The following is a 21,082-nucleotide window of genomic DNA, read 5'->3' on the forward strand; positions in this document are numbered from 1 at the left end:
GCGGGAGCGGCTGAAGTCTCTTCCCAACGAAAAACGACCCGGCCGCGCATGCGACCGGGTCGTCAAGTCCCGCCCCTCGCGTTACTCCGTTCGGTACCTTAAAAAAGACCTTAACTGAACGGCATTAGCGCAAATTCCGGCGCTTTTCCACGAATAGAAATTCGCACACTTCGCGGACAATGCCGGTCATAGCCAAATTTGCGGCTATTTCAACCGTGCGCCCGCGGGCGCAAGTCAAACTTCGATGTCAAAAAAAGAAAGGTGATTGTTTTGTTTGCCCGGATATTCCTGCTGTGGATAGCGTCGCTGATGCTGGTGCAAGTCGGTTTTCGATATCTCGATGCGGAGTCACTGCTCTATTTCGGCGACACGGCATTCGAACCGGCTTCCCCGCCGCAGGCCGCCCAGCAGCAGGAGGCCGAACTGGAACTGGAACTGGCCGCGCAAGGTGCGAGCGTCCGTGGGATCGCCCCGCTGGTGTCGATCAGGCCGGACATCGTCAATCTCGGCCCCGAGGTCGCGCCCCATCTGCGCGATGCCATCTGGGCGCCGAATGCCGGCACGGCGTCGAACGCCTCCTATCTGCGCGAAGCCTGTTCGTCTGGCGTCACGCGCCTGAAGAGGGTCATCCGCTGGTTCGATGCGCGGTTCGCGGCGCTCATGCTGGCGCTCTGCGTGCTGCTGTTCGCATTGCGCGCCTGGTGGCTGCGGACGGTGCGCCACGATCTGCTCGCCATGATCGCCACCCTGCGCGTCGCGACGAGCGAAACCGGGCCGGCACCCGCGCTCGCGCCCCTGGATTGCCCGCGCAAGCTGCATGGCCCAGCCCGCGCGATCGGCGATCTGTTGTGCCGCCGCAGCGGCGTGGTCGAAGACCAGTCGGCCACCTTCGCCGCGTTCCTGCGGCAGACCGAATCGCGCGTTGCGCGGTTGCGCGCCTATGCCATGAGCGTCACGCGCTGGAACTTGCGCGTGGCGCTCGTCGAGGACATCGACCTCTTCCAGGACCTCGCGCGCCAGTTCGTCGACACGGCCGGCCAGGGCGGCGCGAATCATGCGCCCGTGAACGTGGACGCGTATCTGAAGGACCGCTTCGTCTACGGTGCGAACGCGCACGCGAGCATCGTGCTCCGGCTGGACGCCGGCAAGGCGTTTGCGCTGCCGCGCTCCGCGCTCGTGCGGCTCGTCGACAATCTCGTGGGCAACGCCCAGGCGCACGGCAAGCCGCCCATCGAGATCTGCACGGCACGCGGGCCGCGCTCGTGGACCTTGAGCGTGCGGGATCACGGCGAAGGCGTAGCCGCGAGTCTGCCCGAGGGCGACGCGCCGGCGTCACCGTTGCCGGCCTCGCGCGCGGCGAGCCTGCGGCTCGACTCGCATTGGGGCATGGGCCTGTCGATCGTGCGGCGCCTCGCGCGCCTGTGCAACGCGAAGCTCAAGATCGGCAATCATCCCGAGGGCGGCCTCTGGGTGCGCGTGATCGTGCCGATGGACAAAGCGCGGCACTCCTGACCCGAAACCCTCCCCTCAAGCCCCCAGCAGCACGCCACTGCGTATCGGCCGCGTGCCCGTTACGCGTCCGAGCGGCGCGCCGGCGGTAACGAAGCGAATCGCCCTGCGCATATAGAAAACACCTTCCGCGGTGCTCTTCACTGTCGTCGTTGCGCCCGTCATCGGATCGACGATGTCGAAGAGCGGGTCGTTCTCGCGGATCCAGGCGCCGATTTTCGCGCGGTGCACGAGAATGCCGCTGCACGGCGCATAGAATTGCGCGCTGCCGGCCAGCGGCGTGGCAGGCATCAGCAGTTCCGGCAGCGGCTTCACGTCGCCGCCGGTGAGCGCACCGCGCCAGCGCAGATAATCGATCAGCGCGTCGGCGTCCTGCTGCGCGGCTTCCCACGACACGTCGCGCTGGCCGCGGCACTCGATCGTCACGGCGGTAGGTCCGGCGGGCACGGGCTGCGTGGCCGGCATCTGTTGACGCAGTTGCCACCACAGCAGGCTATGCGCCTCGTCGAACGCCTGCGCGCCCGAGTCGGTGGCGAGCAGTTGCGCGCGCGACCCGAGGTAGCGGGCGAGCGGCTCGACATCGGGCCAGCCGGCCTCGCTCGTGTACACGTGCATGACCGCCTCGAGCGAGCAATGCAGGTCGATGATGAGATCGGCGTCGTGCGAGAGCCTGAGCAGCGCCAGCTGGAGCGAATCGAATTCCGTGAGCGGCTCCTGCGCGTCGAGTGCTTCGCGCATCAGTTGCCGGATCAGCTCGCGGTTGCGCTCGACGTCCGCGCCGAGCGTCTCTTTCGCGCGCGCGAGCAGCTTCGGAAACGCGTGGAAATGGCGGTTGAAGTTCTTGCCGCTCGCGAGATCGAAGCGGCCGATGAACTGGCCGAGCACATGCTGGTTCAGGCCCACGGGATTGGCGAGCGGCACGAGCACCACCTGCGCGGCGAGCGCGCCCTGCGCTTCGAGCTCCGCCAGTTGCGTGCGCAACAACACCGCCGTCAGCATGGCGGGCGTTTCGTCGGCGTGCAGCGACGCCTGGATATAGACCTTCTGGGGTGCGTCGGTGGGGCCGAAATGGAAGCTGGTCAGTTCGCGGTGCGTGCCCGGCGTGGCGCGCAGGAGCGGAATCGATTGCGGGTTCATGAATTCAATGCGGTTTCAAAAATGTGTGCAGCGGCGCAGTTGCCGCTCAGTTTCCGTACGGATCGAAGTCGAAATAGCGATGCGCAATCTGCGCGTAGGTGCCGTCCTTGAGCATGGACGCGATCGCGTCGTTCATCTGCGCCTGCAGCGCCGTTTCGTCCTTGCGCATGCCGATGCCCGTGCCACGGTCGCCCATCGAAATCGGGCCGCCGGCAAACGCGAAACCGTTGCCCTGCGGTGTGCGCAGGAAGCCGTAATCCGCTTCGACGTAGCCCAGCAGCGCGGCGTCGAGCCTCCCGTTGACGAGGTCGGCGAACACTTCGTCCTGGCTCTTGTAGGTGACGACATGCACGCCCGCCGGCGCCCAGTTCGCGAGCGCGTAGGTCTCGAACTGCGTGCCCGCCTGCACGCCCACCGACTTGCCGGCCAGCGACTGCACGGTAGCGCCGAACGGGGCGCCCTTGCGTGCGACGAGCCGCGACTTGAACTGGAACAGCTTCGACGTGAAGAGGATTTGCTGCTCGCGCTTCGCGGTGATCGCCATCGACGACATGATCGCGTCGATCTTGCGCGCCTGCAGCGCCGGGATCATGCCCGAAAACTCCAGCTCGACCCACTGGCAATGTGCGTGAATACGGCGGCAGATCTCGTTGCCGAGATCGACGTCGAAGCCTTTGAGCGAGCCGTCGGGCGCCTTGGCGTCCATGGGCGGATAGGTCGGATCGATGCCGAGGCGCACGATGTCGCCCTCGCGCGCGAAGGCATTGCTGCTCAGGGCCAGCGCGAGCGAAAGAAGGATCGACGGGATTTTTTTCATGATGAGCGATCAGTGAACGTGGGGGTCTCCTGTCCGACCGATGGTAGGGCGACGCTGCGTTCGGGAAAAGCCCGAATTCGTCTATCATGATCACTCATACCGATCACAGCCATTCGTCGCCCATGAGCCTCACGCTTTCCCAGTTGCGCGTCTTCGTCGCCGTTGCCCAGCGCGGCAGTGTGCGGGCAGCTTCGCGCGCGCTCGGCGTGGCGCAAAGCGGCGTGACGCAGCAGCTGCAGAATCTCGAAGTCGAACTGGGCGGCCCGCTGCTCACACGCACGAATCGCGGCGTGACGCTCACGGTGCTCGGGCAGCGCATGCTGGTACGAGCGGCGTCGATTCTCGGCGAGTGCGAGCGCGCGAGCGAAGAGGCGCAGCAACTGCGCGGCGACTACGCGGGCGAAGTGGCGTTCGGCCTGACGACCGATCCGCTCATGGACGCGCTCGTGCCCGTGCTCGGGCAGTACAGCACGCGGTTTCCACGCGTGGCGCTGCGTCTGCGCACGGGAACGTCGCGCATGATGATTTCGTGGATACGCGAAGGCACGCTCGATTTCGCGCTCGCACTCGTTTCTGACCAGACCGATACGACCGATCTCTCGGTGACGGAGCTTTACCCGTCGGACCCGGTGGTCGTCTGCCGCCGCGACCATCCGAAGGCTGGGGCGCGCTCGCTGCGCTCGCTCACGCACTGCGACTGGCTCGCGACGCGCTCGCCCAATATCGCGGACGCCTTCGCTTCGAGCCGGCTCACGACGTTCTTCGCCGACCACGGCTTGCCGCCGCCGCGCATCGTCGCAACGGTGGAGGGGCTCTTCGAAACGCTGCATTGGGTCAGCGAAACAGATTGCCTCGCGCTGGAGTCGTCGGTGGTCGCCACGCGCGGCCCGTTTGCCGAGCGGCTCGCGCGCATCAGGATCGCCGAGCGGCCGGCGGCGCAGCAGGTCTGTTTGCTGCAGCGCGCGGCCGTGCCCCTCACGCCCGCCGCTCAGGAACTCGCGACGATGCTCGCTTCGTATGCGCGGGCAGGCCGTGCGCCGCGTTGAGGCAATCGTTACGCGCCTTGTCCTTGTATATAAGCACCAAGCCCAGACGCCAGCGCCGCAAAAGTTACGGTGCAACGCGTGCTCGTGCGCAGATCCTCATGCATGGCGACCCACGTATCCAGACTCAGCGAGAACTCGTCGCGTAGAACGCGAACCAGCTTCGGGTCTCTTGCCGCCAACGGCGACTGGCACCCGCCGATGCCGAATCCAGCGCGTATCGCGGCCAACTGGGCAAGGTCGCTGTCGGCGCGAAATGCAAAGTTATGACGGCTGTAGGCTGCGAACCTGGGCTGAACCGAACGAATGAACGCGTTCTCATGATCGAAGCCGATGATCGAATGGCGCGTCAGCTCTTTCATCGACTTCGGCACGCCATGAAGCGCCAGATAGCGTTCGTGGGCATGCAGCCCGACGTCGATCGCGCCAACACGCCTGGCGATCAGCGCCTCCTGCACTGGCCGGAACATGCGTATCGCGATGTCCGCTTCACGACGCAGCAGGTCGTCCGCCCTGTTTGACAGCACGAGTTCGATCCTCAGCTCCGGATAGTCGTTGCGCAGCGCCGCCAGGATCGGCGGCAAGACCTCGACGCCGATGACTTCGCTCGCCGTCAAACGCACAGTCCCGCGCACGCCCGATCCGTGACCGCTCGCCGCTCGGCGCAAGGCGGCCGTCGTCATCGCAAGGCCGACGGCGTACGGCCGCAACTCATTCGCTGCCTCGGTTGGCGAGAAACCATCGGACGAGCGCGTAAACAGCGTGAGTCCCAGCGCCGCCTCCAGACTTTCGATGTGGCGCCCAACGGTCGGCTGCGTGATGCCCAGCGCGCGGGCGGCCGCCGAGAGCGAGCCGCTTTCCAGGACCTGCAGAAAGCTCCGATACCACTCCCAGTTCGGTTCCTTGTCGGCCATACTTCGTCCCCAATTCAGATCGCAGGCTATGCATAAATGTATAGCTTATGGTCTATTTTCGCCAATTTTCTATTGACGGCAAGCGGCGCAGAATGCCCCTCATCACAGCTCACCCGTCAGGAGAACCCGCATGAACGCCACCCCCATCAATCGACAGAACCGCGCCCTCGTACTCGGCGCCAGCGGCGGAATCGGCAGCGAAGTCGCGCACCAGTTGCTCGACGCCGGCTGGCAAGTCCGCGCGCTGCGGCGCGGCGGTGCGCCGGACACGGCTGCCGCCGGCGCCATCGAGTGGGTCGACGGCGATGCGCTCTCTCGCGAAGCGGTGGTACGCGCAGCGCAGGGTTGCGCGGTGATCGTGCACGCCGTGAACCCGCCCGGGTACCGGCGCTGGGCCGAGGTCGTGCTGCCGATGATCGACAACACGCTCGCCGCCGCGGCCGCCGTGGGCGCGACCGTCGTGCTGCCGGGCACCGTCTATAACTTCGGGCCCGACACCTTCCCGGTACTGCGCGAAGATTCCCCACAGCAGCCGCTCACCCGCAAGGGCGCGATTCGCGTGGAACTGGAGCGGCGCATGCGGGCCGCGAGCGAGCATGGCGTGCGCTCGATCGTCGTGCGCGCGGGCGACTTTTTCGGGCCGCACGTGGGCAATAGCTGGTTTGCGCAAGGGATCGTGAAGCGTGACGAGCCGGTGCAGGTCGTGCGCCAGCCGGGTACGCGCGGCGTGGGCCACGCGTGGTCGTACGTGCCCGACGTCGCGCGCACGATGCTCGAGCTGATCGAGCGGCGCGACACGCTGCCCGCGTTCGCGGTGTTCCACATGGCCGGCCACTGGGATGCCGATGGCTCGCAGTTCGTCGAAGCGATCTGCCGCGTCGCCCGGCGCCACGGACTGAAGCCGCAGAGCAAGCCCTTCGCCTGGGCCCTCATGCGCGCCATCTCGCCCTTCGTGACGACGCTGCGTGAACTGATGGAGATGCGCTATTTGTGGAGCGAGCCGTTGCAGCTCGACAACGCCCGCCTCGTCCGCGAACTCGGGCGCGAGCCGCATACGCCGCTCGACGAAGCCGTCGAGGCGACGCTCATGGGCCTGAACTGCCTCGGCGCAGAAGAGCGGGCGCCGAAGGCAGCTTGATGGTTACGCCTTTAGGCGCTGCGCGATTTGATAGGGATTCCGAATGTCAATGCGAGTGGCTAGGCACGTCCGAGCCGCGGCATCCCACCAGGAAGTCGAAATCGCAGCCCTCGTCGGCCTGCAACACGTGCTCGACATAAAGCTTGCGATAACCGCTGCGATCGGCGGGGATGGGCTGCTGGTTCGCAGCCCATTCGTCGAGTCGCGCGACGATCGCCTCGTCGCTGATATCCACGCGCAGCACTCCACTCTCGCAATCCAGTTCGATCCAGTCGCCGTCGCGCACGATCGCGAGCGGGCCGCCCGCGCGCGCTTCAGGGGCCACGTGCAGCACCACCGTGCCGTACGCCGTACCGCTCATACGCGCGTCCGACACGCGGACCATGTCGGTCACGCCTTGCGCAAGCAGCTTGGGCGGCAGGCCCATGTTGCCCACTTCGGCCATGCCCGGATAACCCTTGGGCCCGCAGTTCTTCATGACGAGCACCGAATCGGCCGTGACGTCGAGATCGGGGTCGCCAATGCGCGCTTTGTAGTCGTCGAAGTTCTCGAACACCACGGCAGGCCCGCGATGCTTCAACAGCTTCTGCGTGGCCGCCGACGGCTTCAATACCGCCCCGTTCGGCGCGAGATTGCCGCGCAGCACGCACAGCGCGCCGTCTTTCACGAGCGGATTATCGAGCGGGCGAATGACTTCGGCGTTGTGAATGGGGGCTTCGCGCACGTTTTCCCATAGCGTTTTGCCGTTGGCCGTGAGCGCATCGGGATGCGGCAGCAGATTCGCTTCACCGAGGCGCCGCAGCACAGCGGGCAAGCCGCCGGCGTAATAGAACTCCTCCATCAGAAAGCGGCCCGAAGGCTGCAGGTCGACGAGGGTCGGCGTACCTTGCCCGATGCGCGTCCAGTCGTCGAGTTCGAGCGGCACGCCGATGCGTCCCGCGATCGCCTTCAGGTGGATCGCCGCATTGGTCGAGCCGCCGATCGCCGCGTTCGTGCGAATGGCGTTCTCGAACGCCGCGCGCGTAAGCAGCTTCGAGAGGCGCAGGTCTTCGAGCGCCATCTCCACGATGCGCATGCCCGACATGTGCGCGAGCACGTAGCGGCGCGCGTCCACCGCCGGAATCGCCGCGTTGTGCGGCAGCGTGACGCCCAGCGCTTCGGCCATGCACGCCATGGTCGAAGCCGTGCCCATGGTGTTGCAGGTGCCCGCCGAGCGCGACATGCCCGATTCCGCCGACATGAACTCGTGGATCGAAATCCTGCCCGCCTTCACCTGCTCGCTCAGTTGCCACACCACGGTGCCCGAACCGATATCGCGCCCTTCGTGCTTGCCGTTGAGCATCGGGCCGCCGGTCACGGCAATCGCAGGCACGTCGCAGCTCGCTGCGCCCATCAGCAGGGCGGGCGTGGTCTTGTCGCAGCCCACCAGCAGCACGACGGCATCGACCGGATTGCCTCGTATGGATTCCTCAACATCCATCGAAGCCAGGTTGCGTGTGAACATGGCCGTGGGCCGCAGGTTCGACTCGCCGTTCGAGAACACGGGAAACTCGACAGGAAATCCGCCGGCTTCGTAGATGCCTCGTTTGACGTGCTCGGCGAGCTTGCGAAAATGCGCGTTACAGGGCGTGAGTTCGGACCACGTATTGCAGATGCCGATAATCGGCTTGCCGGCGAACTCATGATCCGGTATTCCCTGATTCTTCATCCAGCTCCGGTACATGAAGCCGTTTTTATCCGTGGTGCCGAACCACGCGGCCGAGCGAAGCTTGGGCTTACGGGTGTTCATGGCTTTGCCCACTTAGTGAGAAAGTCCTATAAATAGCATGACTATATGGACTGCGATTATCGGGAAAACGCTAATCGAATCCGTTTCAGCCGTTGCATATAGTTTGTCTATTGTGGTCAGCAGGGGCGGCTAACGGTATACCGAGAGGATATAACCGAAGGCCAGGGATGGCGCGATACTTCTCGTGATACTGTCCGGCCGTGATGGACGCGGGTGTAGCGCCATGAATTAAAGAAATACAACGCGCAGAGCTACATCGGAGACACGCATGAAACTGGCAACACGCATGGTAAGCGGGTTGGTCGCTGCGGCGGCCGCTTTCTCGTTGGCGGCGGGTGTCGCACACGCCGAAGACAAACAGATCACGCTAGGTTTTGCGCAGGTCGGCGCGGAAAGCGCCTGGCGCACGGCGAACACGGTGTCGGTCAAACAGGCCGCCAAAGACGCCGGAATCAACCTCAAGTTCTCGGACGCCCAGCAGAAGCAGGAAAACCAGATCAAGGCGATCCGCTCGTACATCGCGCAGAAGGTGGACGTGATCGCGTTCTCGCCCGTGGTGGAATCGGGCTGGGAGCCGGTGCTCCAGGAAGCCAAGCGCGCCAAGATTCCTGTGATCCTCACGGACCGCAACATCGACGTGAAGGACCAGTCGCTCTACGTGACGATGATCGGTTCGGACTTCATGGAAGAAGGCCGCCGCGCGGGGAAGTGGCTTGAAGATCACTACAAGGACAACCCCGGCCCGATCAATATCGTCGAACTGCAGGGCACCGTGGGCTCCGCGCCGGCCAATGACCGTCACTCGGGCCTCATGGAAGTGATCAAGAACGATCCGAAGTTCAAGATCATCGCGTCGCAAAGCGGCGACTTCACGCTGGCCGGCGGCAAGCAGGTCATGGAAGCGTTCGCGAAGACGTATGGAAACAAGATCAACGTCGTCTACGCGCATAACGACGACATGGCGCTCGGCGCGATCCAGGCCATGGAAGAAGCGGGCATGAAGCCGGGCAAGGACATCAGCGTCGTGTCGTTCGACGCCACCAAGGGCGGCTTCCAGGCGATGATCGCCGGCAAGATGAACGTCGATGTGGAGTGCAGCCCGCTGCTCGGGCCGCAACTCATGAGCGCCGTGAAGGACGTCGTGGCGGGCAAGCAGTTGCCCAAGCGCATCGTGACGAACGAAACGGTGTTCCCGGAGGACGTGGCGGCGCAGGTGCTCCCGTCGCGCAAGTACTAAACTTCGCTGCAAGCGGCGCGGTGTGCTTCGTAACCCTTAGTATTTAAAGGGTTTACATAGCACCCCGCGCGCTCTGGCCTCTTTCACGGTTGCCCATGAGCGTTTCCCCGATACTCGAAACCGTCGGTCTTACCCGAACCTTTCCCGGCGTGCGTGCGCTCGACCGGGTCGATTTTCGTCTGTACCCCGGCGAAATCCATACGCTGATGGGGCAGAACGGCGCCGGCAAGTCCACGCTCATCAACGTGCTGACCGGCGTGCACCAGCCCGAGGCCGGCGAGATACGGCTCGCGGGCGAGGCGGTGCACTTCCCGACGCCGCAGATGGCGGAAGCCGCCGGCATCCAGACGCTCTACCAGGAAGTCAATCTCTGCCCGAACCTCTCGGTGGCGGAGAACATTTTTGCAGGCCGCCAGCCGCGCAAGCGCGGCCTCGGCCTGATCGACTGGAAAACGATTCATCGCCGCGCAGAAGAAGCGCTCGCGGAACTGAATCTCTCTCTCGACGTCACGCAGTCGCTCGACACCTACCCCATCGCCATGCAGCAGATGGTGGCGATTGCGCGCGCGGTGTCCGTCGATGCGCGCATTCTGATTCTCGACGAACCGACTTCGAGCCTCGACGAGGGCGAAGTCGCGCGCCTGTTCGAGGTGCTGCGCAAGCTGAAAGCGTCGGGCATCGCGATCCTGTTCGTCACGCATTTTCTCGAGCAGACCTATGCGATCTCCGATCGCATCACGGTGATGCGCAACGGCGAGCGCGAGGGCGAATATCTCGCCGCCGATCTGCCGGTGCAAACGCTGGTCGCGAAGATGGTGGGCCTGCAGAACGCGGGCGAGCGGCTCACGCAAGCCGAAGAGGCGCACGGCGAAACGTTGGTAACGAACGCCGAGCCGTATCTCGCGGCGCAAGGCGTGGCGCGCCGCGGCGTACTCAATCCGCTCGATCTGGAAGTACAGCCGGGCCAGATTCTGGGCCTCGCCGGCCTGCTCGGCTCGGGCCGCACGGAAACGGCGCGGCTGCTGTTCGGCGCGGACAAGGCCGATGCGGGCACGGTGCACATCAACGGCAAGGCCGTGAAGCTTTCTTCGCCACGCGACGCCGTGCGCCACGGCATGGCCTATTGTCCCGAAGACCGCAAGAAGGAAGGCATCGTCGCCGATCTGTCGATCCGCGAAAACATCGTGCTCGCGCTGCAGGCGCAACTCGGCTGGTGGCGCATGATCCGCCGCTCACGCCAGCGCGAACTGGCCAACGAATATATCGAGCAGCTCGGCATCAAGGCGCGCGACGCCGAGCAGCCCATTGGCCTGCTCTCGGGCGGCAACCAGCAGAAGGTTTTGCTCGCGCGCTGGCTCGCAACCAAACCGCGTTTGCTGATCCTCGACGAACCGACGCGCGGCATCGACGTGGCCGCCAAGTTCGAAATCATGGACCGCGTGCGCGCGCTCTGCGCGAAGGGCCTGGGCATTCTGTTCATCTCGTCGGAGATCAGCGAGGTGGTGCGTGTCTCCGACCGCATCGCCGTGCTGCGCGACCGGCGCAAGGTGGCCGAGCTGTCGGGCGCGGCGCGCTCGGAGCACGAAGTCTACGACCTGATTGCCGGAGACCGTCGATGACGCGCCCCGCCCTCCCCGCCTGGCTTTCGCTCGTCATCCGGCATCCGCTGGTGTGGCCCGCGGTGACGCTCATCGCGCTGTTCGTCGTCGATGTCGTGCATCGCGGCAATTTCCTCTCGATCACGATGCTGGGCGGCCACCTGTTCGGCGCGCCCATCGACATTCTCATGCGCGCCGCGCCGCTCGTCGTGGTGTCGCTCGGCATGACGCTCGTGATCGCCACGCGCGGCATCGATATTTCCGTGGGCGCCGTCGTGGCGATCGCGGGTGCGGCGGCCGCCACGGTGCTCGCCGCCGATCCTTCACGCGTGGGCCTGGCGTTCGGCGCGGCGCTCGCGGTGGGCCTGCTCGCCGGCATCTGGAACGGGCTGCTCGTTGCCTTCGTCGGCATGCAGCCTATCATCGCCACGCTCATCCTGATGGTGGCGGGCCGCGGCGTGGCGCAGCTGCTCACGGGCGGCCAGATCATCCCCATCGGCGCGCCGGGCTATCTGTTCGCGGGCGGCGGCTATTTCGCACTGATCCCGTGCGCCGTGTGGATCGCACTCGCCGTGACCGTGCTCACTGCCCTCATCGTCAACCGCACCGCGCTCGGCCTGTTCATCCGCTCGATCGGCGTGAATCCGGTGGCCGCGCGACTAGCGGGCCTGTCGTCGCAGGCCGTGGTGTTCGGCGCGTACGCGTTCTGCGGCGTGACCGCCGCGATCGCAGGCATTCTCATCAGCTCGAACGTGCGCAGCGCGGACGGCAACAACGCGGGCCTGCTGCTCGAACTCGACGCCATTCTCGCCGTGACGCTCGGCGGCACGTCGCTGCTGGGCGGGCGCTTCAGCCTCGCGGGCACGGTGCTCGGCGCGCTCATCATCCAGACGCTCACCTACACCACCTATTCGATCGGCGTGCCGCCCGAGGCCACGCTCGTCGTGAAGGCCGTGGTCGTGCTGCTCGTGTGCCTGATCCAGTCGCCCGCCGCGCGCACCTTCGCTTTTCAACAACTCAAACGCATCGCGCTCGCGCGCCGCGCGCGCGCCTGAGTCGCCATGCACCCATTCGGGGGAAGCCGAGCATGAACCGCCCTGCCCTGTCCTTTTCGAACACGCTCGCAGCGTGCCGGCGCGGCGCCACCCGCTTCGTCGATCCGCGCGTGCTGCCCATCGTCGTGACCGTCGTGCTGTTTGCCGTACTGTTCGGCTTCGGCTCGGTCATGTACACCGGCTTCTTCTCGCTTCAGGTGGCCTTCGGGCTGCTGGTCGACAACGCGTTCCTGCTGATCGTCGCCATCGGCATGACATTCGTGATCATCTCGGGCGGCATCGATCTTTCGGTGGGCGCCGTGGTCGCGCTCACGACGATTCTCTGCGCCGTGGGCACCGAGAAGCTGCACTGGCCCGTGCTCGTCGTCGTGCCGCTCGTGTTGCTCTGCGGCGCGCTCTATGGCGCGGCAATGGGTGCGCTGATCCACTTCTTCCGGCTGCAGCCCTTCATCATCACGCTCGCGGGCATGTTCCTCGCGCGCGGCACCTGCTTTCTCATCACCACCGAATCCATCCAGATCAACGACCCCGGTTTCCACGCGCTGTCCGAATTCAACATTCCCGTGGGCAGCGGCTCGCTCACCACGGGCTCGCTCACGGCCATCGCCATGCTCGCTGCCGGCATCGTCATCGCGCACTTCACGCGCTTTGGGCGCAACGTCTATGCGATCGGCGGCAACGAGCGCTCCGCGCTGCTCATGGGCCTGCCGGTGGCGCGCACCAAGATCGGCGTGTACGCGCTCTCGGGCTTTTGCTCGGCGCTCGGCGGCGTGGTGTTTACGCTCTACGTGCTCTCGGGCTACGGGCTGCAGGCGCAAGGCATGGAACTCGACGCCATCGCCGCGACCGTGATCGGCGGCACGCTGCTCACGGGCGGCGTGGGCTATGTGATCGGCTCGGTGTTCGGCGTGGGCATTCTGGGCACGATCCAGACGCTCATTACCTTCGACGGCACGCTCAGCTCGTGGTGGACGCGTATCGTGATCGGCGCGCTGCTCTGCGCGTTCTGCCTCATGCAGCGCGCCACCGAGCGCCACGCCGCGCGCCGCAAGTCCACCGGCACGGGACGCGGTGCGCCGCGCACCACGCGGCCGCAAGCCGCCGCGCCGATGGATCAGGCCAAGCTCGCCAGCCCGCCGCCGCATATGCAGGAGGCGAAAGGCGGTGCGTAAGCCGCTTGTCATGGACGATCCTCGCCACGGCAGGGCTTATGGAGTAGTTAGGGGTATACATGGATTAGGAGGCCTCATCACGCTGCACTAAGCTTTTTGCGGTACCGTCGGCGCCTGGCGAACTCATGTTCGCTGCGGATGTCTCGCGCGTTCCCCCGGTACTGGCCAGTATCTGCACGCTTTTCGACGAAAAGTCGCCTACATCGACCACGATGACAAGACCGGAGGAAAACATGGCGCAGGATCGGGATGACGCAAACGACGGTAAGAGCTTGATCGACACGGGCCGGCGCGGCCTGATGCAGGGTGCGGGACTGGGCGCGGCGCTTTCGCTGCTCGGTGCGGTGGGCGGCGGCGGCTTCATTTCCACGGCGCAGGCCGCCGAATCGGGCTTTCCTTCGCACAAGAAGTGGAAGATCGTGTTCGTCAATCACGTCACCACGAATCCGTTCTTCGTGCCGACGCAATACGGTATTCAGGACGCGTGCTCGCTGCTCAACATGGACTATCAGTGGACCGGCTCGGCCACGTCCGACGCGGGCGAAATGGTGCGCGCCGTGAATGCGGCCATCGCCGCGAAGGCCGATGCGATCGCGGTGCCGATCGTCGATCCCACCGCCTTCGACAAGCCCATTCAGGCGGCGCTCGACGCGGGCATTCCGGTGTTCGCCTATAACGCCGACGCGCCGCGCGGCAAGAAGAATCCGCGCCTCGCCTATATCGGCCAGGACCTGTATCTCTCGGGCTACCAGATGGGCGAGCGCATCGTGAGCCTGATCGACAGCGGCCTGGTCGGCCTGTTCATCGCCACGCCGGGCCAGCTCAACATCCAGCCGCGTCTGGACGGCGCGAGCGACGCCATCAAGAAGTCCGGCAAGAAGATCGAGATCCAGACCGTCGCCACGGGCGCGACCGTCAACGAAGAGCTTTCGAAGATCAAGTCGTTCTACCTGGGCCACCAGGACCTGAAAGGCATGTTCGCCGTGGATGCGGGCAGCACGCAGGGCGTCGCGCAGGTGATGAAGGAAAACAACCTGCCTTCGAAGGGCGTGCACGGCGGCGGCTTCGACCTGCTGCCGACCACGGTCCAGCTCATCCACGAAGGCTATCTCGACTTCACGATCGACCAGCAGCCGTACGTGCAGGGCTTCTACACGGTGATGCAGGCGTTCGTGACGCTCGCCTCGGGCGGTCTGGTCGGCCCCGCCGACACCAACACGGGTCTGAAGTTCGTGACGAAGGAAACGGTCGAGCCGTACCTCAATACCTCGACGCGTTTCGAAGGCAAGACCACCAAGCCGCAAATCGTTCCGATGAGCGGCGCGATCAAGTCTTAACAAACAGCGCGTAACGAACGAGTGATGAACTCCGTGAACGAAACTGGCAAGGCTGAAGTCTCCGCGCGGGCCGTTGCCCGCCCGCGCGGGCAATGGCTCTCCGCGTGGGCGCCCGAGCTGCGCATTCTGCTCGTGGCGATGATCCTCGCGGCGTACTTCGAATTTTCCAACCGGGATTTCCTGCTCACCAACGCGAGTCTCGTCAACCTCTCGCAGTTCATCGCGCCGGTGGCGATCATCGCGTTCGGCGAAATCATGCTGATGATCGGCGGCGACATCGATCTGTCGGCAGGCATGGTGTTCGCCTTCGCGCCGTTCATGATGGTGTTCGCCAACGACGCGGGCGCGCCCATGTGGCTCGCCGTGATCGCGGGGCTCGTGGCCGCGGGCATCGTCGGCTTCGTGAACGGGGCCGTGACCGTGTGGCTGCGCCTGCCCTCGTTCGTCACGACGCTCGGCACGCTCTTCCTCATCAACGGCATCACGCTCACCATTTCGCGCGGCACGCCGGTGCAGACGCCGGGCTCGCCCGCATTCGCGGCCTTCATGGGCGCGTGGGGCTATAGCGAGATCCTCTGGACGATCGTGATCGCGTTTGCCATGCACGTGCTGCTGCGCCACACGCGCTGGGGCCTGCATACGCAGGCGGCCGGCGCGAATCCGCTGGGCGCGAGCGAGGCCGGTATTCATGTGAACCGGCTGCGCCTCGGCAACTTCATCATTGCCGCCGTGCTCGCGGGCTTCACCGGCATTCTGGAAGGCTTTCGCATCACCTCGATCGACCCGCAGGCGGGCGGCAACCAGATCATGTTCCTCGCCGTGGCTTCGGCCGTGATCGGCGGCACGCCGCTCACGGGCGGTTCGGGCACGATCGTGGGCGGCCTGATCGGCGCAGCGGTGCTCGGCATTCTGAACGACGGCTTCACGCTCATCGGCATCAACGCGTTCACCTTCAACATCATCCTCGGCGCCGCGATTCTCGCCGCCATGGTCTTCAACATCCACGTTGGGCGCCTGCGCCGCAAAGGGAGCCGATGATGGACGAATCGCAAGCCTCCCCCGGCGGAGCTAGCGCCACGGCCAACGCGCCGCTCGCGGTGCGGGGCGACAACATCGTCAAGCGGTTCGGTGCGGTGACGGCGCTCGACGGCGTGTCGCTCACGCTCGGCCGCGGCGAAATCCTCGGCATTCTCGGCGACAACGGCGCGGGCAAGTCCACGCTCGTGAAAATCCTCACGGGTTTTCACCAGCAGACGAGCGGCACGCTGCAGATCGACGGCAGCGAAACGCTGCTGCGCTCGGTGGACCATGCGCGCTCGCTCGGCATCGAATGCGTTTATCAGGACCTCGCGCTCGCCAATTCGCTGAGCATTTACCACAACATGTTCCTGAACCGCGAGATCGTGCGGCGCGGGCCCTTCAGACTGCTCGATCACAAGCAGATGCGCCAGCGCGCGGCGCAGCTGCTCGACGACATCGGCGTGCACGTGCCCTCCGTGGACCTGCCGGTGGAGCGGCTTTCGGGCGGTCAGCGCCAGGCGATCGCGGTGGCGCGCGCCGTGCATTCGAACGCAAAGATCCTCCTGCTCGACGAGCCGCTCGCCGCGATGGGAGCGCGCGAAGCGGGTCTCATCATCGATCTCATCATGCGTTTGAAGGAAAAAGGCGGCCTATCGATTATCATGATCATGCACAACTATGCGCAGACGCTCGATATTGCGGATCGCATCATGTTGATGCAGCGAGGCCGCGTGACATACGAGCAGCACAGCGCCAATACATCGGTGGCTGAGCTGATGGATATCGTGCGGCGGGAATATCGGGCCATGCGCGCCACCAGCGCGTAATCGGCCCTACAAACAGGGGGGACGCTCCGATCGGGTAGCCCCCGGCCGGACAATCATGGATTACCGCAATCTAGAGAAACGCAAGAGCATGCACGCGCGCATCGTGCAGGAGCTCGGCATGCAGATCGTAGGCGGCACGCTCGCCCCCGGGCAGCGCCTGCCGCCCGAACCCACGCTGTGCGAGACCTACGGCGTGAGCCGCCCCGTGCTGCGCGAGGCCACGCGCGTGCTGGTCGCCAAGGGCCTCGTGGTTTCGAAGCCGCGCGTGGGCAGTGTCGTACGCCCGCGCGAAGAATGGCACATGCTCGACCCCGACGTGCTGTACTGGACCGTCAACAGCATTCCCGAAGGCGAGTTCTTCCGCTCGCTCATGACCGTGCGGCAGATCATCGAACCCGCCGCCGCGGCACTCGCCGCGATTTCAGCAAACGACGAAGACCGCGCCCGCATTACCGCGGCTTACGCGCGCATGGAACAGGCGCAGACCGCCGCCGACCTGCTCGAGCCCGATCTGGAATTCCACCGCGCGATCATGGCCGCCACGCATAACAACATGCTGGCGTACATCGGCAACATGCTCTCGCTCGCGCTTTCCGAGTCGATCAAGCTCACGAGCCGCCATCCCAACACGCACGCCCTTTCGTTGCCGCGCCACAAGGCGATTCTCACGGCGATCGAGCACGGCGACGCGCTCGCGGCACGGCAGGCGAGCGTCGTGCAGCTCGATAATGCGCGCGCCGACGCCAAGTCGATTCTGGGCGGGGCGGGGCTGGAAACTTGAGGCTCGCAGACTGAAGCACCGCCGCGCCAGGGCCGCATTGCGCGGCCCATCGACGTGCGCTTGCCTCACACCGCCCGCTTGCTGCGGCGGAACTGGTCGAACAGCACGGCGAGCAGCAGAATGCCGCCGCGAATCAGGTACTGATAGAACGTCGGCACGTTCATGAGGCTCATGGCGTCCTGCACCGAGCCCATGATGAGCACGCCCACCAGCACGCCCGAGATCGTCGCTACGCCGCCCGTGAGCGACACGCCACCCAGCACGCAGGCCGAGATCACGCCGAGCTCGAGACCCACCGAGGTCTTCGGGTCGCCGAGGCTCATGCGCGAGGCCAGCATCACGCCCGCAAAGCCCGTAATGAGCCCTTGCAGCACGAACACCGTGATCTTGATGCGCGTGACCGGCAGGCCGGCCAGGCGCGCAGCTTCGCTATTGCCGCCCACCGCGAGCACGTTCTTGCCGAACACGGTTTTCTTGAGCAGGAAGCCGAACACCACGAAGCCGATGATGTTGCTCCAGATCGGGTACGAGATGCCGAGGAACGAGCCGCCGCCCAGATCGAAGAAGCGCTCTTCGGAGATCATCACGGCGTCGCCGTTCGAGGTGAGGAACGCGAGGCCGCGCACCGCTTCCATCATTGCGAGCGTGGCGATCAGCGAGTTGATCTTGAAGCGCGCGATCAGCACGCCGTTCACGAGCCCGACCGCGCCGCCCGCGAGCACGCCCGCCGCAATGCCGAGCAGCACGCTATGCGACTGCGTGATGACCGTGGAGGCCACCACGCCCGCGAACGCCACGATCGAGGCGACCGAAAGATCGACCTCGCCGAGCGCGAGCACGAACATCATCGTGACGGCGATCGAGCCGATCAGCGTGACGGAGAGCAGCAGGCCCTGGATGTTGCGGGTCGTGAGGAAGTCGGGCACCGTGGCGGATAGCACCGCGAACAGCACCACGAACACCACCGCGATGCCCGATTTGTTGATCATGTCCCACGCCCGCGCGCGCTGGGGGGTAATCGGCGCGGCGGCTTCGTTGACGGTAGGCGTGCCCTGTGGCTGCATGGCTTCACTCATTTCTGGTTCATCGTTACAAAAGGGATTTCAGCGCGGCAGCGCCATCTTGATCAGTTCGTCGGGCGAGGCTTCGGCCTTCGGCAGGCTGCCCGCGATCCGGCCTTCGCGCATGACGATGATGCGGTCCGACACGCCGATCACTTCGGCCAGGTCGCTCGACACCATGATCACGGTCTTGCCCGCTTCGGCGAGCTCGTACAGCAGGTTGTAGATCTCGGCGCGCGCGCCCACGTCGATGCCGCGCGTGGGCTCGTCCATCAGGAACACCTCGATGCGCTCGGCGAGCCAGCGCGACAGAATCACCTTCTGCTGGTTGCCGCCCGAGAGCGTGCCGATGGCCGTGTCGCCGTTGCGCGTCTTGATCGCGAGTTTCTTGATGTAGTCCAGCGCGAGATCGCGCTCGCGCCGCGCGTCGAGCAGGAAGCGCGCGGGGCTGAAGTGGCGGCGCGCGCTGATGTTGAGGTTGTCGGCCACCGAGGCGATCGCGACGATGCCTTCCTGCTTGCGGTCTTCGGGGCATAGCGCGAGGCCCGCGCGCACGGCGTCGCGTGGGCTTGCGAAATTGACGCGCTTGCCGTCGAGTTCGACGTGGCCTGCGCTGGCGCGCGTCGCGCCGTAAATCAGCTTCATGAGTTCCGAGCGCCCCGCGCCCACGAGCCCGAAGAAGCCGACGATCTCGCCGCGCCGCGCCGTGAACGACACCGGCTCGGCCAGCCCAGGACCCAGCAGGCCCTTCGCTTCGAGCAGCACGTTTCCCGCTTCGCGCGGACGATAGCCGTACACGTCCTCGATCGAGCGGCCCACCATCGCCGCGATCAGGCGATTGCGGTCGAGATCGGCCACCGAGTCGAACGTTTCGATGCGCTTGCCGTCACGGAACACCGTCACGCGGTCGCAGAGCTCATAGACCTCGTCCATGCGGTGCGTGACGTAGATGATCGCGCGGCCGTCCGCGCGCAGCGCGTTGATGATGCGAAAGAGGTTCTCCGTCTCGCGCGCCGAGAGCGAGCTGGTCGGTTCGTCGAAGGCGATCACGCGCGCGTCGCGCATGAGCGCCTTGCCGATTTCGATCATCTGGCGCTGGCCGATGGAGAGATTCTTCACCGGCGTGCGCGGATCGATGCGCTCGCCAAGCCGCTTGAGTTCATCCATCGCGCGCTTGACGAGCGTGCCTTCGTCGAGCACGCCCAGGCGGTTGGGCAACTGCCCGAGCATCAGGTTTTCCGCCACCGTCAGCTCGGGCACGAGATGCAGTTCCTGATAGATGATCGCGATACCCGCTTCGAGCGCCGCCTTGGTGGTCGTGAAACGGTGCTCCACGCCACCCAGCTTGAGCGTGCCTTCCTGCGGCTGGTTCACGCCCGAGAGCACCTTGAGCAGCGTGGATTTACCCGCGCCGTTCTCGCCCATCAAGCCGTGCACTTCGCCGGCACGCACTTCCAGCGCCACGCGATCGAGCGCGCGCACGCCCGGGAAGCTCACGGTAATGCCGTCGAGCTCCAGATACGCGCGATTCCCCTGTTGAGCGCCCTTCACCGCGTTCGCCTGCACGTTCGCGTCAGTCATGGTTTCAGTCATTGCATCCCTGCCCTTTGCTTCGCCTCAGTCTTCTACGCAGTGCTTAGATACCCAGCTCGCTGCGCACGGCCGTCCAGTTGTCGCGCGTCATCAGCTTGCCGGTGGTCTGCGTGTCGGCGGCCGGCTGCTTGCCGTCGCGGATCCACTCGACGAGGTTCTCGGCGCTTTCCTTGCCGTGGTTCGTCGAGCTCACGGCGATCGTGCCGTAGAAGCCCGTAGGCTGCTTCTTCTGGAACTCGGCGAACGCTTCGCCTGCGCCGTTGATGCCCACGCCGATCACGTCAGCCGACGGGATGTGCAGCTGTTCGGTCGCGCGCACGGCGCCCAGCACGCTTTCTTCGTTGAGCGCGAACACCACCCACCTCTTGATGTTCGGATGCTGGGCGAGCACCGGCGATGCTGCGTTGAAGCCGCCTTCGTCGTCGGTGGTCTTTTGCGGCGCGTCGAAGATGTTTTCCTTCTTGAAGCCGCCGGCCAGCAGCGATTGCGTCGCGCCGTCCGTGCGCAGCTTCGCCGTGGGCAGTTCATAGTCGGTGATACGCAGCGCACCCACTTCTTCCGGCTTCCAGCCGCGGCGCTTCATTTCGTCGGTGATCGCCTGGCCGACCTGATTGCCGATCTTGAACGCCGACATGCCGAGGTGCGGCACGCTGGCGATCGGCTTGCCCGACGAGTCGACGAGCTGGTCGTCCACCGTCACGAACTTCATGTTGTAGCGCTTGGCGCGCGCCTGGATGGCCGGTCCGAGACGCACGTCCGGCGCGCAGATCACGAAGCCTTGTGCGCCTTGCGCGCCGAGGTTGTCGATGGCGGCGAGCACCTTCTCGCCGTCCGGCGTGCCGATGTTCACCACCGAGAAGTTCTCCTTCTGGCCGAGCGCCGTGGCGGCCTTCTGCTCGTTGATGAACCATGCCTGTTCCGGCATCTTCACGAGGAAGCCGATCTTCACGGGCGAGTCGGCGTGCGCCGCCACGTTCATGCCGAGCGGGGCAATGCACATCGCCGCGAATGCGGCACGAAGGGTCAAACGGCGGATCTTGCTGGTCATGCTCCT

General features: G+C 65.3%; 18 protein-coding genes. 11 read left to right on the top strand and 7 right to left on the bottom strand.

Annotated elements, in window-relative coordinates:
* Positions 1–309: 309 nt before the first annotated feature.
* A complete protein-coding gene (locus AB4Y44_RS21060) occupies positions 310–1,512 on the top strand; it encodes a sensor histidine kinase (RefSeq protein ID WP_368700784.1) in 1,203 nt (400 codons plus the stop codon).
* 15 nt (positions 1,513–1,527) lie between these two features.
* Here AB4Y44_RS21060 and AB4Y44_RS21065 read toward each other — a convergent pair whose 3' ends face one another.
* Both AB4Y44_RS21065 and AB4Y44_RS21070 read right to left on the bottom strand, forming a co-directional pair.
* The gene (locus AB4Y44_RS21065) at positions 1,528–2,646 is read right to left on the bottom strand and encodes a succinylglutamate desuccinylase/aspartoacylase family protein (protein WP_368700785.1); all 1,119 of its coding nucleotides are present in this window, start codon (positions 2,644–2,646) and stop codon (positions 1,528–1,530) included.
* 46 nt (positions 2,647–2,692) lie between these two features.
* Positions 2,693–3,463 carry a transporter substrate-binding domain-containing protein gene (locus tag AB4Y44_RS21070; protein WP_368700786.1) on the bottom strand — a complete coding sequence of 257 codons (771 nt, stop codon included), beginning with the start codon at positions 3,461–3,463 and terminating at the stop codon, positions 2,693–2,695.
* A 122-nt stretch (positions 3,464–3,585) separates the two neighbouring features.
* Here AB4Y44_RS21070 and AB4Y44_RS21075 point away from each other — a divergent pair, with 122 nt between their 5' ends.
* Positions 3,586–4,509, top strand: a complete 924-nt coding sequence (locus AB4Y44_RS21075) for a LysR family transcriptional regulator (protein WP_368700849.1) — start codon at positions 3,586–3,588, stop codon at positions 4,507–4,509.
* 8 nt (positions 4,510–4,517) lie between these two features.
* Here AB4Y44_RS21075 and AB4Y44_RS21080 read toward each other — a convergent pair whose 3' ends face one another.
* The gene (locus tag AB4Y44_RS21080; protein ID WP_368700787.1) at positions 4,518–5,420 is read right to left on the bottom strand and encodes a LysR family transcriptional regulator; all 903 of its coding nucleotides are present in this window, start codon (positions 5,418–5,420) and stop codon (positions 4,518–4,520) included.
* A gap of 130 nt (positions 5,421–5,550) precedes the next feature.
* On the opposite strand from AB4Y44_RS21080, the gene AB4Y44_RS21085 reads away from it, so the two are divergent.
* Positions 5,551–6,558, top strand: a complete 1,008-nt coding sequence (locus AB4Y44_RS21085; protein WP_342922935.1) for an NAD-dependent epimerase/dehydratase family protein — start codon at positions 5,551–5,553, stop codon at positions 6,556–6,558.
* A 46-nt stretch (positions 6,559–6,604) separates the two neighbouring features.
* On the opposite strand, the gene AB4Y44_RS21090 is transcribed toward AB4Y44_RS21085, so the two are convergent.
* On the bottom strand, positions 6,605–8,347 hold the full coding sequence (locus AB4Y44_RS21090) for an IlvD/Edd family dehydratase (RefSeq protein WP_342922936.1): 1,743 nt from the start codon (positions 8,345–8,347) through the stop codon (positions 6,605–6,607).
* A 286-nt stretch (positions 8,348–8,633) separates the two neighbouring features.
* On the opposite strand from AB4Y44_RS21090, the gene AB4Y44_RS21095 reads away from it, so the two are divergent.
* From AB4Y44_RS21095 to AB4Y44_RS21130, 8 genes are all read left to right on the top strand, one after another.
* The gene (locus AB4Y44_RS21095) at positions 8,634–9,584 is read left to right on the top strand and encodes an ABC transporter substrate-binding protein (protein WP_246088916.1); all 951 of its coding nucleotides are present in this window, start codon (positions 8,634–8,636) and stop codon (positions 9,582–9,584) included.
* A 95-nt stretch (positions 9,585–9,679) separates the two neighbouring features.
* The gene (locus tag AB4Y44_RS21100) at positions 9,680–11,203 is read left to right on the top strand and encodes a sugar ABC transporter ATP-binding protein (RefSeq protein ID WP_342922937.1); all 1,524 of its coding nucleotides are present in this window, start codon (positions 9,680–9,682) and stop codon (positions 11,201–11,203) included.
* Entirely contained in the window at positions 11,200–12,237 is a 1,038-nt protein-coding gene (locus AB4Y44_RS21105; RefSeq protein ID WP_342922938.1) for an ABC transporter permease, read from the top strand. Before AB4Y44_RS21100 ends, AB4Y44_RS21105 begins: the two co-directional genes overlap by 4 nt.
* A gap of 32 nt (positions 12,238–12,269) precedes the next feature.
* On the top strand, positions 12,270–13,409 hold the full coding sequence (yjfF, locus tag AB4Y44_RS21110; protein ID WP_133179089.1) for a galactofuranose ABC transporter, permease protein YjfF: 1,140 nt from the start codon (positions 12,270–12,272) through the stop codon (positions 13,407–13,409).
* A gap of 233 nt (positions 13,410–13,642) precedes the next feature.
* On the top strand, positions 13,643–14,746 hold the full coding sequence (locus AB4Y44_RS21115; protein WP_368700788.1) for a sugar ABC transporter substrate-binding protein: 1,104 nt from the start codon (positions 13,643–13,645) through the stop codon (positions 14,744–14,746).
* 24 nt (positions 14,747–14,770) lie between these two features.
* The gene (locus AB4Y44_RS21120) at positions 14,771–15,784 is read left to right on the top strand and encodes an ABC transporter permease (protein ID WP_342922941.1); all 1,014 of its coding nucleotides are present in this window, start codon (positions 14,771–14,773) and stop codon (positions 15,782–15,784) included.
* Complete coding sequence (locus AB4Y44_RS21125) at positions 15,784–16,593, top strand: ATP-binding cassette domain-containing protein (RefSeq protein WP_342923044.1); 810 nt, start codon at positions 15,784–15,786, stop codon at positions 16,591–16,593. Before AB4Y44_RS21120 ends, AB4Y44_RS21125 begins: the two co-directional genes overlap by 1 nt.
* A gap of 55 nt (positions 16,594–16,648) precedes the next feature.
* The gene (locus tag AB4Y44_RS21130; protein WP_110854758.1) at positions 16,649–17,374 is read left to right on the top strand and encodes a FadR/GntR family transcriptional regulator; all 726 of its coding nucleotides are present in this window, start codon (positions 16,649–16,651) and stop codon (positions 17,372–17,374) included.
* 65 nt (positions 17,375–17,439) lie between these two features.
* Here AB4Y44_RS21130 and araH read toward each other — a convergent pair whose 3' ends face one another.
* The 3 genes from araH to AB4Y44_RS21145 are packed head-to-tail and all read right to left on the bottom strand — an operon-like array spanning position 17,440 to position 21,076.
* Positions 17,440–18,450, bottom strand: coding sequence for an L-arabinose ABC transporter permease AraH (gene araH, locus AB4Y44_RS21135; protein WP_368700789.1), 1,011 nt, complete (start codon positions 18,448–18,450; stop codon positions 17,440–17,442).
* Positions 18,451–18,477: 27 nt separating this feature from the next.
* Positions 18,478–20,016, bottom strand: coding sequence for an L-arabinose ABC transporter ATP-binding protein AraG (gene araG, locus AB4Y44_RS21140; RefSeq protein WP_368700790.1), 1,539 nt, complete (start codon positions 20,014–20,016; stop codon positions 18,478–18,480).
* A gap of 55 nt (positions 20,017–20,071) precedes the next feature.
* A complete protein-coding gene (locus tag AB4Y44_RS21145; protein ID WP_368700791.1) occupies positions 20,072–21,076 on the bottom strand; it encodes an arabinose ABC transporter substrate-binding protein in 1,005 nt (334 codons plus the stop codon).
* Between the last annotated feature and the right edge of the window lie 6 nt (positions 21,077–21,082).

Origin of the sequence: Paraburkholderia sp. BR10937 (genome assembly GCF_040965695.1) — a bacterium.
Lineage (GTDB): Bacteria > Pseudomonadota > Gammaproteobacteria > Burkholderiales > Burkholderiaceae > Paraburkholderia.